At 62.0% G+C, this 12,793-nt stretch carries 12 protein-coding genes; 9 read left to right on the top strand and 3 right to left on the bottom strand.

All coding sequences use genetic code 11. From position 1 onward, the window contains the following. Nucleotides 1–86: 86 nt before the first annotated feature. Entirely contained in the window at nt 87–773 is a 687-nt protein-coding gene (locus ABD937_RS22545; RefSeq protein ID WP_345258274.1) for a hypothetical protein, read from the bottom strand. Between the two features lie 282 nt (nt 774–1,055). On the opposite strand from ABD937_RS22545, the gene secA reads away from it, so the two are divergent. Then, nucleotides 1,056–4,391, top strand: a complete 3,336-nt coding sequence (secA, locus tag ABD937_RS22540; RefSeq protein ID WP_345258273.1) for a preprotein translocase subunit SecA — start codon at nt 1,056–1,058, stop codon at nt 4,389–4,391. Nucleotides 4,392–4,729: 338 nt separating this feature from the next. Here secA and ABD937_RS22535 read toward each other — a convergent pair whose 3' ends face one another. After that, nucleotides 4,730–5,146: a DoxX family protein gene (locus tag ABD937_RS22535; protein ID WP_345258272.1), complete on the bottom strand. Its 417-nt coding sequence runs from the start codon at nt 5,144–5,146 to the stop codon at nt 4,730–4,732. A gap of 142 nt (nt 5,147–5,288) precedes the next feature. Between ABD937_RS22535 and ABD937_RS22530 the strand changes: the two genes are divergently transcribed. The 8 genes from ABD937_RS22530 (at nt 5,289) to ABD937_RS22495 (ending at nt 11,449) form a co-directional block, all read left to right on the top strand. Next, complete coding sequence (locus tag ABD937_RS22530) at nt 5,289–6,293, top strand: GlxA family transcriptional regulator (protein WP_345258271.1); 1,005 nt, start codon at nt 5,289–5,291, stop codon at nt 6,291–6,293. 17 nt (nt 6,294–6,310) lie between these two features. Further along, complete coding sequence (locus ABD937_RS22525) at nt 6,311–6,925, top strand: DUF6985 domain-containing protein (protein WP_345258270.1); 615 nt, start codon at nt 6,311–6,313, stop codon at nt 6,923–6,925. A gap of 218 nt (nt 6,926–7,143) precedes the next feature. Continuing rightward, on the top strand, nt 7,144–7,935 hold the full coding sequence (locus ABD937_RS22520) for a LiaF transmembrane domain-containing protein (protein ID WP_345258269.1): 792 nt from the start codon (nt 7,144–7,146) through the stop codon (nt 7,933–7,935). Nucleotides 7,936–8,065: 130 nt separating this feature from the next. Continuing rightward, nucleotides 8,066–8,410 carry a DUF4288 domain-containing protein gene (locus ABD937_RS22515; RefSeq protein WP_345258268.1) on the top strand — a complete coding sequence of 115 codons (345 nt, stop codon included), beginning with the start codon at nt 8,066–8,068 and terminating at the stop codon, nt 8,408–8,410. 5 nt (nt 8,411–8,415) lie between these two features. After that, complete coding sequence (locus ABD937_RS22510) at nt 8,416–9,447, top strand: sensor histidine kinase (protein WP_345258267.1); 1,032 nt, start codon at nt 8,416–8,418, stop codon at nt 9,445–9,447. Further along, the gene (locus ABD937_RS22505) at nt 9,444–10,181 is read left to right on the top strand and encodes a LytR/AlgR family response regulator transcription factor (protein WP_345258266.1); all 738 of its coding nucleotides are present in this window, start codon (nt 9,444–9,446) and stop codon (nt 10,179–10,181) included. The genes ABD937_RS22510 and ABD937_RS22505 overlap by 4 nt, the downstream gene beginning before the upstream one ends. A 317-nt stretch (nt 10,182–10,498) precedes the next feature. After that, nucleotides 10,499–10,720: a hypothetical protein gene (locus ABD937_RS22500; RefSeq protein ID WP_345258265.1), complete on the top strand. Its 222-nt coding sequence runs from the start codon at nt 10,499–10,501 to the stop codon at nt 10,718–10,720. Nucleotides 10,721–10,732: 12 nt separating this feature from the next. After that, entirely contained in the window at nt 10,733–11,449 is a 717-nt protein-coding gene (locus ABD937_RS22495) for a periplasmic substrate-binding domain-containing protein (RefSeq protein ID WP_345258264.1), read from the top strand. Nucleotides 11,450–11,493: 44 nt separating this feature from the next. Here ABD937_RS22495 and ABD937_RS22490 read toward each other — a convergent pair whose 3' ends face one another. Further along, on the bottom strand, nt 11,494–12,783 hold the full coding sequence (locus tag ABD937_RS22490; protein ID WP_345258263.1) for an amidohydrolase family protein: 1,290 nt from the start codon (nt 12,781–12,783) through the stop codon (nt 11,494–11,496). Between the last annotated feature and the right edge of the window lie 10 nt (nt 12,784–12,793).

Here is a 12,793-nt window from a genome sequence, read left to right as displayed (position 1 = left end):
GTTTGGCTGCTGTACCCTCGGCATGCTGTCTTTCCTGTTCTCTGAGGCGTGTAGCTATGCGTGTTCTACCGTTCGTTATTCAGTATTCAATCCCGCAACTCCAGCTCCCGCCGCAGCGTGTGCTCGATGCGTACCTTTCCGGGCACAGCCTCACCGAGGTCGAGCTCCTGCAGGCAGGTGAGCTGCAGCTGCGCGGGGCCGTTCCGGACGTCGCGCAGCTGGTCAGGGCTCAGGGTCAGCAACCCCTTGGAGACGGTCACCCGCTCCGCGAGGTCGTTGCTCACAAAGGCCGTATCGGTAAGTACCAGCACCACCGCGCCCCCTTCGGGCACGCCCTGCAGCTGCAGGCGGAAACCGGTGCGCGAGAGCCGGGCAGGCGGCTCCGCGGCAAACCGGAGCGGCGCATACGTGAACTCTTTTTTGAACGTGGCGCCGCCCGGCGCCGTGCCTTCGAGGCGGTGGCTGCCGGCGAAGTCTTCCACCGGCACCTGCGCTTCATAAAAAATGCCGCCGAGGCGGCTGCTGTCGGCAGCCAACGGCTGCCCATCCAACTTCAGGTCCAGGATGCCCTCGTAGAAATCGCCTTCGGGCCCGTCTTCGCGGCCCTGCAGCAGCACGGTCACCAGGGGGCTGCCCTCCTCGCTGCGCACCGTGCCCTCCAGGTAAAATCCTTTCTCCGGCCGGCGTACCACCTCGCCCCCGCCGTCGTTCGACGAGCAGCTCAGCAGACAAACTGCCATGAATCCGAACCCGATGCCGCGCCATCCTGCCATAAGTCAATGTAGGCGGGCAATGTACGCTAAAGCCGGACATAAATGCCGGCGGGCCGCGCCCCCGGTACTCAGCGGGGTCACCCTTCACTAAAATCGGTTATCTTTGCCCCCCTGTCAAATTGGCTCAGGAACGCCCTAGCACCCTTTTTGACAAACCAGTAACGCTTAATGTTTAATCATGAAGGATAAAGGGCAGCTGCCGGCAACGGCGCTTCCATTGACCGGCGGCCTTAAACATTGAGGAGTACACATTAGCTATTAAACATTACATCGCCTTTTATTATGATCGGTTTCCTTTCGAAGATCTTTGGTGGCAGCAAGTCGGAAAAAGACGTGAAGGCCATTCTCCCGCTGGTAACCAAGGTGAACCAGCATTTCGCAGCCTTTGCCTCGATCTCCAACGACGAGCTGCGCGGCAAGACCGCCGAGTTCCGCCGTCGCATCGCCGACCACCTCAAGGATATTGACGCCCGCATCGCCGACACCAACGCCGAAGCCGAGGCCCTGCCCCACACCGACCTGAATGGCAAGGACGCCATCTACCAGGAAGTGGACAAGCTCAAAAAAGAGCGCGACCAGAAGATCGAGGAGATCCTCAAAGAGCTGCTGCCCGAAGCCTTCGCCACCGTGAAGGAGACGGCCCGCCGCTTCAAGGAGAACACCGAGATGACGTCCACCGCCACCGATCTCGACCGCGAGCTCGCCGCGATGGGCAAGAACTACATCACGATCAACGGCGACCAATCCACCTTCCAGAACACGTGGACGGCTGCCGGCGGCACCGTGACCTGGAACATGGTGCACTACGACGTGCAGCTGATCGGCGGCTCCGTGCTGCACCAGGGCAAGATCGCCGAGATGGCCACCGGTGAGGGTAAGACGCTCGTGTCGACCCTGCCCGCCTACCTCAACGCCCTGCCGGCCGAAGGCGTGCACATCGTAACGGTGAACGACTACCTCGCCCGACGCGACTCCGAGTGGAACGGTCCCGTATTCGAATGGCTTGGCCTCCGCGTCGATTGCATCGACAAGCACCAGCCCAACTCCGAAGCCCGCCGCAAGGCCTATGCCGCCGACATCACCTACGGCACCAACAACGAATTCGGCTTCGACTACCTCCGCGACAACATGGTGCACAGCCCCGAAGAAATGGTGCAGCGCAAGCACCACTTTGCCATGGTGGATGAGGTCGACTCCGTACTGATCGACGACGCCCGTACCCCGCTCATCATCTCCGGCCCCGTGGCCAAGGGCGATGACCAGCAGTTCCATACGCTCCGCCCCCGCGTTTCGACCCTCGTGCAGGAGCAGGAGCGCGTGGTGCGCACCGAGCTCAACGAGGCGAAGAAAAAGATCGCTGCCGGCGACGACGACCCTAAGAGCGGCGGCCTGCACCTGTTCCGTGCCTACCGCGGCCTGCCCAAGTACGGCCCGCTGATCAAGTTCCTCTCCGAGCCCGGCATGCGCGTGAAGCTGCAGAAAGCCGAGAACCACTACCTCGCCGACCAGCAGCGCCACATGCACATCGTGGACGCCGAGCTCTTCTTCCATATCGACGAAAAGAACAAGTCGGTGGACCTTACCGACAAAGGCCTCACCGCCATCACCCGCGCGGGCGAAGACCCTGAGTTCTTTGTGCTGCCCGACATCGGCGTGCGCCTCTCGGAGATCGAGAAGAGCGAAGAGGTAACGCCCGAAGAGCGTTTGCACCAGAAAGAGGCCATCCTCAACGAATACGCCGTGAAGAGCGACCGCATCCACTCGGTGCAGCAGCTGCTGAAGGCCTACACGCTCTTCGAGAAAGACGTGGAATACATCGTGGTGGAAGGACAGGTGAAGATCGTGGACGAGCAGACCGGCCGTATCATGGAAGGTCGCCGCTACTCCGACGGCCTGCACCAGGCCATCGAGGCGAAGGAGAACGTGAAGATCGAAGCCGCCACACAGACCTACGCCACCGTAACGCTACAGAACTATTTCCGGATGTACCACAAGCTGTGCGGCATGACCGGTACGGCCGAAACCGAGGCAGCGGAATTCTGGAGCATCTACAAGCTCGACGTGGTGTCGATCCCGACGCACGTGCCCATTTCCCGCCAGGATGCCCAGGACCTCGTATACAAGACGAAGCGCGAGAAGTTCGGCGCCGTCATCGACGAGATCGAGCGCCTGCGCGCCGCCGGCCGCCCGGTACTCGTAGGTACCACCTCGGTAGAGATCTCCGAGCTCCTGAGTCGCGCCCTGCATACCCGCAAGATCCCCCACAACGTACTCAACGCCAAGCAGCACGCCCGTGAAGCGCAGGTGGTGGCCGAGGCCGGCTTCGCCGGCGCGGTGACCATTGCCACCAACATGGCCGGCCGCGGTACCGACATCAAGCTCGGGCCCGGCGTGAAGGAAGCGGGTGGCCTTGCCATCATCGGCACCGAGCGCCACGAGAGCCGCCGTGTGGACCGCCAGCTGCGTGGCCGTGCCGGCCGCCAGGGCGACCCCGGCACCTCGCAGTTCTACGTATCGCTGGAGGACGACCTGATGCGCATGTTCGGCTCCGAACGCATCGCCGGCCTCATGGACCGCTTCGGCTACAAGGAAGGCGAAGTGATCCAGCACTCTATGATCACCAAGTCCATCGAGCGCGCGCAGCGCAAGGTGGAGGAAAATAACTTCGGCATCCGCAAACGCCTGCTCGAGTACGACGACGTGATGAACAAGCAGCGGAATGCCGTGTACGACCGCCGCAACCACGCCCTCTTCGGCGAGCGCCTTGCCCTCGACATCGACAATGCCTTCCAGATCACTGCAGACGACCTCGTGGCCGGCTACCGCGCCGAGGAGGACTACGCCGGCTTCCGCATGGCCTGCATCGTGAACTTCGGCATCGAGACGTCGATCGACGAGGACAGCTTCAAGAGCAAGCCGGTGGCCGAGCTCACCGACGCTCTTTATACCGAGGCCATCGAAGCCTATGAGCAGCACAAGGGCCTCGTGCAGCAGTCGGCCGTGCCGGTGTTCGCCAACATCCGCGACGGGCAGGGTGCGCATATCGAAAACGTGATCGTACCCTTCTTCGACGGCCGCAAAGGCATCAACGTGCTGGCGCCCCTCGGCAAGACCATCGACACGAACGGCGAAGCCCTCACCACCGCCATGGAGCGCAACATCACCCTTTCCATCATCGACGATGCCTGGAAGGAGCACCTCCGCGCGATGGACGACCTGAAGCAAAGCGTGCAGACGGTATACCTCGAGCAAAAAGATCCGCTGGTGGTATATAAGGTGGAGGCCTTCGAGCTGTTCCGCCGCATGAGCTCGGAGGTGAACCGCGACATCGTTTCCTTCCTCTGCCACGCGCAGCTGCCGTCGCAGGAAGAAGAAGCACCGATGCTGCGTGAAGGGCACGTGGAGCGCACCGACCTCAGCGGACTGCAGGAGAACAAAGCCGAGATCGATGCCCGTGGCAACGACTACGCCGCCAACGAGCAGGACTATTTCGAAGGCCCCGACCCCGCGATCCGCCAGGAACCCGTGAAGGTGGGTCCCAAGATCGGCCGCAACGACTCCTGCCCCTGTGGCTCCGGCAAGAAGTTCAAGAACTGCCACGGCAAGGATGCGGTTTAACGAATGTGCTAATGGGAGAATGGGGTAATGGGAGAATTGCCTCAGCGACATAACAAAGCCCCGGCGGAAGCGTCGGGGCTTTTTCGTAACCCATTCCCGGCCCCAGACCTCACCCTCAGCCCCTCTCCGCGAGAGAGGGGCTATTGTTTGTATAAGCCTATTACCAAAAAGTGAAACGGCGAAGACCATCGTTAAGGAATGGTCGGCCTGAACTACGGTGCCGTGAAGAAGTTCAGTGCCACAGAGTCACCCCTTCCCTTTGGGAAGGGGCCGGGGGATGGGTGCTCCCCTCCCTTCGGGAGGGGGCGGGGGTGGGCCGGGAGGGGCCGGGGGATGGGTCAGGCCACGCTCGGCATGCGGAGATGTACCGACGCGTTGTGCTTGCGCTCGCGGCGCAGGGTCTCACGCTTTCGGAAGGTGAGGTACGCGCAGGCAGCGAGAGCGAGCGGGATGAAGAGGAACACCCAGTCGGGCTTGCCGATCATATAGATAGAAAACAGCGCGCCGATCAAATCGAACACGAGGCCGGCATAGGCCCACTCCTTGAGGCGCGCGGGCGCCGGCAGCAGCAGCGTGAGCGCGCCAAGGGCCTTGGCCCAGCCGATGAAGGGAATGAAATACAAGGGGAAGCCGAGCTCCTTGTGCATGCCCTGCACCGAGAGCGGGTCGGAAATGATATTGGGATACGCCGAGCCGAGCATCAGCAGGCAGAAGAGGCCGTTGAAGATCCAGTAGAGCAGGTTGATCCGTTTCATAGTGCTGTGTTTTTTTGGTTGGGAAAAGCTTCGTTATTTTACTAAGGTTCTTGGCAACAAAGCTAGGTCGCCCGCCCCGCCTCCCGGCTGTGTGGCTGCGACAGAAACGGGGCTTTTTGCGACAGGCGCCCAACTCAATTATATGAAGCACGTATCGATCCTCATCCCGCAAGGCGACTGCAGCCTCACCCATATCGAAGCCACGCACATGATCCTCAACGAGGTCAACAAGTTCCTGGAAGCGGCCGGGGAGGCGCCCCTCTTCCACGTGCAGCTGGTGGGCCTCAGCGGCGACACCTGCATCAAGAAAGGCCGCTTCACCCTGCACCCCGACGTACTGCTTGCCGCCGTGAACAAGACCGACCTCGTGATCATCCCCGCGCTGCAGGGCGGCGACCTCGAAGCGGGCCTCGCTGTCAACGCGCCCTTTGTGACCTGGATGCAGGAGCAGCACCGCCGCGGCGCCGCCCTTGCCTCCTTCTGCCTCGGTTCCTTCCTGCTCGCGCAGACGGGCCTCCTCAACGGGCGGGCCTGCACCACCCACTGGAGCGCCGTGCCCGCCTTCCGCGCCCTGTTCCCCGACGTCATCGTGATGCCCGACAAGATCATCACCGACGAGGACGGGGTGTACACGAGCGGCGGCGCGCTTTCGTTCACCAACCTGCTGCTCTACCTCATCGAGAAATATGCCGGCCGGCCGGTGGCCATACAGGCGGCCAAGGTGTTCATGATCGACATGGACCGCGAGAGCCAGTCGCCCTTCATCATCTTCAAGGGACAGAAGAACCACGAGGACCCGGAGATCCGCCAGGCGCAGGAGTTCATCGAGCAGCACTACACCGAGCGCCTCAGCGTGGACGACCTCGCCGCGCGCTTCGCGATCGGCCGCCGCAACCTCGAACGCCGCGTCAAGAAGGCGACGGCCAACACAATCTTCGAATACATCCAGCGCGTCAAGATCGAAGCCGCCAAGCAGCGCCTCGAGGCGACCCGCGAAACTGTGAACGAGGTGATGTATGGCGTGGGCTATACCGACCCGAAAGCGTTCCGCGCGATCTTTAAAAAAGTAACGGGCCTGGCGCCGGTACAATACCGAGCCAAGTACAGCCGCCACGCGATCCCGCGCCTCGAAGAAGCCGCCGCCTGAACCCACCTGTAACGCTCATGAGCAACCGAAACGACGGACAGATCCCCCATCTCCGGTTGGTGCCTACCACCTATTCCATTGTGACCATCTATACCCTCAGCGCCACGCTTGAACTGCCCGTATGGGCAGGCTTCAAGAGCATCCGCCAGGAGGATAAGAATCGTCCGGAACCGGCCGGCAGGATCGAGCTTGTCATTGATCCAAACCGCACAGAGCCCGACTTTTCAGTGATGCCGGTGCAAGCGGAAGCCTATACCTATGCCATAGAAATGCAGGAACGGGTGCGCGACCGGATACTGGAAGGGCTGCTCAAAGAATACCCCGTCTGGCAACGGCACGCAGACAACGCAGCGGACGATCGAGGGGCTAAGCTGCCATTCCTTGCGGATGCGAATGGCTTTTGCCACCAGCTGGAGCTGGCCGGCCTGCGTATCCTTGAGGCGCATAAGGAAGGGTTGGCTTATACCGGCTACTTGTTTCGCTGCACCTGGGAGCCGGAGCACGGTCTCGGCATCCTGATGCACGGCGACCGCGTGGTCAAAATAGGTAGCGCCGATGTAGCTTCCGACAACACGTTGGCGGAACTGGACCGTGATGCGTTGAATGACACCTCCTACCCCCTGGAGTACTAGCCACCAGGGATACCTTCATGAAACAGCCCCCTTAAAAGATCGGGGTGAAGGTTGCTATTCACTACGTGGACCAGCAAAATTCCTTTCCCAAGGCTGATTACTGATCGCCACCATTCACCGAGATTTCACCGCAGCTTACCGGTTCCAGCCCCGCCGTTTACGGGTTTGCCCTTGCGCCGTGGCTCCGGCCGCCGTTTCTTTGAAGAAATTACTCCGGCATGAAGCATACTGAATTTCACGAACGCGCCGCAGCCCGCTGGGCAGATCGCAGGCACCGGCACCACGACCGCCGCGGCCGCGTCTGGACGGGACTCTTTCTCTTAACGGCCGGCTCACTGCTGCTGGCCCACCGCGCGGGCGTTGGCCTGCCACCCTGGCTCTTCTCCTGGCCGGTGCTGCTCATCGGTATCGGTCTCTGGGTGGGCGCGCGTCATTCCTTCAAAGGCTTCGGGTGGCTGCTGCCGGTCGCCATCGGCGCCATCGGCCTTGCCGACGACCTCCGGGCCGACCTGAACCTCCGCCCCTACATCTGGCCCCTCGTGCTCATCGGCGCCGGGCTCATCTTCATTTTCCGGCCGAAGCGGCCCGCCTACACCGGTCCGGACGAATCCGACGCGCTACCGGCCGGTGGAGGAACGACCGACACACCTGAAGCGCCCGGCATGGAGCGGAGCGACGTGCTCGACATCACGGCGATCCTCGGGGGCGTCAAAAAGAACGTGCTCAGCAAGCAGTTCCGCGGCGGCGAGGTCACGGCCTTCATGGGCGGAGCGGAGATCAACCTCGCGCAGGCCGACTTCCAGGGCCGCATCCGCCTCGAGTGCACCAACGTCATGGGCGGCACCAAGCTGATCATCCCGCCCGACTGGGACGTGCAAAGCGAGATCGTGGCCATCTTCGGCGGCGTCGACGACAAGCGCCCGCCCGCACCGGTGCCCGCGCCCAACAAAGTGCTCTTTCTCGAAGGCACCTGCGTCTTCGGCGGCGTCGAGATCCGCAGCTATTACTGACGGCAATCGGCAATCGGCAACCGGGAATCGGCAATCGGGAATCGGCAATGAAGCTCCCGGCTTATTGCGATCTGCCCTATTGTTCCGAATTCAACCTCCTAAACCTTCTAAACCTCCTAAACCTTTTCTCATGGAATGGTACCTCGCCAAGATCGTTTACCGCATCAAGTGCGGCGACGGGCAGCACCGCCCGCAGTTCGACGAGCAATTGCGCCTCATAGCCGCCACCGGTGAAAGCGATGCACTCTCCCGCGCCCGGGCCCTCGGACAGCAGGGAGAGGACCGCTTCTTCAACCAGCAACAACAGCTCGTAGCCTGGCAGTTCGTGGACGTAGCGGAGCTCTTTCGGGTGGAGGCCCTCGACGGCGCCGAGCTCTACTCGCAGGTGACCGAGGTCGACGAAGCCGACGACTATCTTAATTTCGTTCATTACAAGGCCCGCTGTCTCGAAGCGCGCCCGCAACCGATAAACTGACCCCCTTGCCCCAGTCGCTCTTCAAGCCCCTGCGTTACCGCCTGCTCTTCTTCACCTTGTGGTGGGTGGTTGCCCAGCTGCAGGCCATGTTGCTGATTCGCTTCGGACTGTCGTTCAAGGTGGCGGTGCTCGACAGCCTCATCACCAGCACGCTGCTGGCGGGCATCATCTGGATGATCAACTGCACCCTGCAGTTCTATATCCCCCACCGCAACCGCTACAGCTACCTCATCGGGCTCTGCGTACTGCTCACCCTCATCTGGGCCGGCCTGACGCGCGGCGCCCTCACCCTGGCGCTGCAGCACGAGCCGGGCTACGCCGCCTTCGCCTCCAATGCATACTGGCTCCGCACCGCCTTCGGCTTCCTCATCATCGGCACCATGATCCTCGTATGCCTGCTCTGGTATACCTTGCAGGACCAGGCCGCAACGGAGCAGCGCAAGAGCGAAGCGGAAAGCCTCTCCCGCGAGGCCGAACTCAACAGCCTGCGCCAGCAGCTGCAGCCGCACTTCCTGTTCAACAGCCTCAACTCCATCAACACCCTCATCGGCATGCAGCCGGCGCAGGCGCGCCTCATGGTGCAGCAGCTGTCCGAGTTTCTACGGGGCACGCTGAAGCAGGACCAGCGCCAATGGGTGCCGCTCGAGGAGGAGCTGGAGCACCTGCAGCTGTACCTCGACATCGAGAAAGTGCGCTTCGGCCACCGGCTGCACACCGAGCTGCACAACGAGGCCGGCGGCATGGCGCTCCCGGTGATGCTGCTGCAGCCCGTGGTGGAAAACGCCATCAAGTTCGGCCTCTACGATACAACCGAGGCCATCACGATCTCGATCCGCGCACAGCAGCAGGACGGCGCACTGGTGCTCTCCGTGAGCAATCCCTACGACCCGGAAACCAGCACCCCGCGCAAGGGTACGGGCTTCGGCCTCTCGTCAGTGCAGCGCCGCCTGTACCTGCTCTTCGCCCGCAACGACCTCCTGCACACGGAAGCCGACAACCGTATTTTTACTACCCGCATCAGCATTCCACAGCCATGAAAGCGATCCTCATCGACGACGAACCCCTGGCCCGCGCCTTTGTCCGCGAATGCCTGCAGGCTTATCCGCAGGTCAGCATCGTGGCCGAATGCGACAATGGCTTCGAAGGACTCAAGGCCATCCAACAGCATGTACCCGACCTCGTATTCCTCGACATCCAGATGCCGAAGATCACCGGCTTCGAGCTGCTCGAGCTCCTGGAGGATGCGCCCGCCGTCATCTTCACCACCGCTTTCGACGAGTATGCGCTCAAGGCCTTCGAGGCGCATGCCGTGGACTACCTGCTGAAACCCTTTTCGACAGACCGGTTCGCCAAGGCCATGGAGAAGTTCCTCGACGGTGCGGCGCAGGAGCGCCAGAAGGCGGCTGCGCAGGACCTCGTGCGGCATACGGCGCCGGGACCGCAGGGGGCACGGATTGTGATCCGCGACGGTGGCCGCATCCGTATCATTCCCTGGGACGCGGTGCACTACCTCGAAGCTGCCGACGATTACGTGAAGATCCACACGGCGGACGGAACCTTCCTGAAAAACCGGACCCTGGGCTTTTACGAGGGCGCCTTGCCCGCAGAGGAGTTTGTGCGGACGCACCGCTCCTACCTGGTGAACGTAGCCGAGATCACCCGCATCGACCCGTACGAGAAGGAAAGTCACCTTGCCCTGCTGCGCTGCGGCGCGCGGGTGCCCGTGAGCCGCAGCGGCTATACAAGGCTGCGTGCTGTACTCGGGCTATAAGAGATTGGTAAATGAACATGCCTTTCAGAAACGCTGAAATAATCGGCCGCAAGCGTACTCTGCACGCGACCGCACGACGGCGCGACGAGGAAAATGAACCGTTTTCTTCTCATTTCGTAGTGTCGTTGTGCCGTCGTGCCGTTGTGCAACAGGGGCGAAAGCCCCAGATGCCGTGCCTGCACGGCCAGTTAAGCGCCTTGCGCAACAAAGCAAACACCCTCTTGGAACCTATCCAGCCGGGCAGGGCTTCCTTGCGTCCCGTTACCTTATCGCGGTACGGTAGATTTACGTTACTTTGACCTGATCAAACGGACTGCATGCGGAAATACGCGATCCTCCTGCTTCTTGCCTGCGGCTTTGCCGGGAGCGCCGCCCGAAGCGACGGGAAGGTGTTCGTTTGCGACAGCCGCACCTCCATTGCGTACCACAACACTTCGTCTTGTCGAGGCCTCAACCGCTGCACGCACCGCGTGATCCAGATCAGTGCGGGCGATGCCATCCGTGTGTACCGCAACCGCAAGTGCCGCATCTGCTATTAAGCCCCACCTCATATGAGTACGCCCCCCTTCGCCACCTTCCGCTCCTTTACCGATCCCGAAACTGCGGCAGCGCTGGCGACGCAATTGCGCGAAGCCGGCATCACGGTGCGGCTCCGCGACGAGTCGTCGCCCATCGACACGCTTCTGACCGGGGGCGTACCCGACAACTTCATCCAGCTGCAGCTCGACCCACGCGACTTCGCCACCGCGCAAGCGTTCCTGGAGGAGTACTATCGCCAGCAACTGCATCTGCTGCCAGCCGACTACTACCTGTTCGGGTTCAGCAATACCGAGCTCAGGGAGATCATCGAGAAGCCCGACGAGTGGAATCCTTTGGATTATGTGCTCGCGCAAAAACTGCTGGCCGACCGGGGTCTGGAGCTGTCGACGGAGTCGCTCCGGGAACTGAAGACCGTTCGCCTCCGCTCACTCGCGCAGCCCAAGGCGCTCCCGTCGGGCTGGCGTCCTTTTATCTGGATCCTTGCCCTCTTCTACAGCCTCCCTACGCTCCTCCTTGGCCTGGTGCTCTACCACTTCCGCCGTACCCTTCCCGACGGAAGCAACAGCTACGTCTATACTGCCGCCGACCGGAGCTTCGGGAAGCAACTCGCCATCGTATCGGCGCTGCTCTATGCCACGCAGCTACTGGCCGTCGTGTTCGGCTTCCACCTTCCCCTCCTGGGACCCTGGAGCCTGTACATCACCGAGCTGATGCACCTGCCGCTCTGAGCAATTGCAAAAAGAAAGCGGCGCCCGATGGGCGCCGCTTTCTTTTACTTGAGTCCGTACTTCGTCCGGTAGCGGTCGTAGAGTTGGGAGTGCTTGCTTTCCAGCGGGATGGCACGTCCCTGGATAAAGGCATCGGTGATGTTGTTGCTGCGCATGTCGAGGATGTCGCCCGTGCTGAGCACGAAGTTGGCGTCTTTGCCCACCTCGATGCTGCCCGTGCGGTCGGCGATGCCGAGGATGCGCGCGGCGTTGAGCGTGATCGCCGAGAGGGCCTGCTCCTTCGTCAGGCCGTAGGCTGCCGCCGTACCGGCGTTGAAGGGCAGGTTGCGTCCGCGTGTCTGCCCGTCCTCGTCGTTGATGGCGAAGAGCACGCCTGCCTTTTGCAGCTGTGCCGGCGTTTTGTAGGGCTGGTCCACGTCATCGTCCTCGAGCGTGGGCAGGCGGTGTGGCTGGCTGAGGATCACGGCCACGTTGTTTTGCTTCAGCAGGTCGGCGATCTGCCAGGAGTCGGAGCCGCCCACGATCACCATGTCGAAGCCGAACTCGCGCACGAAGTCGAGGGCCACCAGCATCTGGCGCACCGTGTTGGCATGCACGAACAGCTTCTTCGACTTATTGTATAAACCCTGTACCGCCTCGAAGCCGAGGTTGGTCTCGGTATGAGCGGCAGCGTATGCCTTCGCCTCGCGGAAGAAGGCCTTCATCGCATCCACCTGCTCGAGGCCCTGCTTGATGGGGTCCACCTCGGCGGCGCCAGGCGGGCGGAAGCCGCGGGGCCGGGGGATGAGCGAGGGCATGTATACGTGGAAACCGTTGTCGGCCTTGTAGGCTGCGTCCTCCCAATTCCAGGCGTCGAGCTGCACTACCGACGAGGCGCCGGAAAGCCATCCGCCCGTGGGCGCCACCTGCGCGAGGAGGATACCGTTGGGACGCAGCGTGTTGATGACGCGCGAGTCGGTGTTGTAGGCCACGATGGCGCGCACGCTGGGATTGAGGTCGCCAATCTCCTGCACGTCGTTGGTGGCGCGCACGGTCGGCACTTCCACCAGGCCCAGGTAGGTGTCGGTGAGGATAAGGCCGGGATACAGGTGCTTGCCGGCGGCGTCGATGCTGCGGGTGCCCGCAGGCGCCGTTACGGAGGTGCTCACCTGCACGATCTTGCCGTCGGCCACCAGCACGGAGCTGTTGGGCAGCACCTGCCCGTTGCCCGTATGCACGGTGGCGTTGGTGATGAGGAAAGGAGTGGTTTGCTTCGGAGCGGGGTATACCGTTTCCTGGGCGGTTGCCGAAAGCAGGGCTCCGGCAAGTACTATGGAAAGAAAGGTCTGTTTCATGTAGTGATGT

The sequence above is a fragment of the Flaviaestuariibacter amylovorans genome (genome assembly GCF_039541815.1).
Taxonomy (GTDB): domain Bacteria; phylum Bacteroidota; class Bacteroidia; order Chitinophagales; family Chitinophagaceae; genus Flavisolibacter; species Flavisolibacter amylovorans.
Note: the sequence above shows the minus strand (reverse complement) of the source record. Positions and strands in the feature narration are given on the sequence as shown.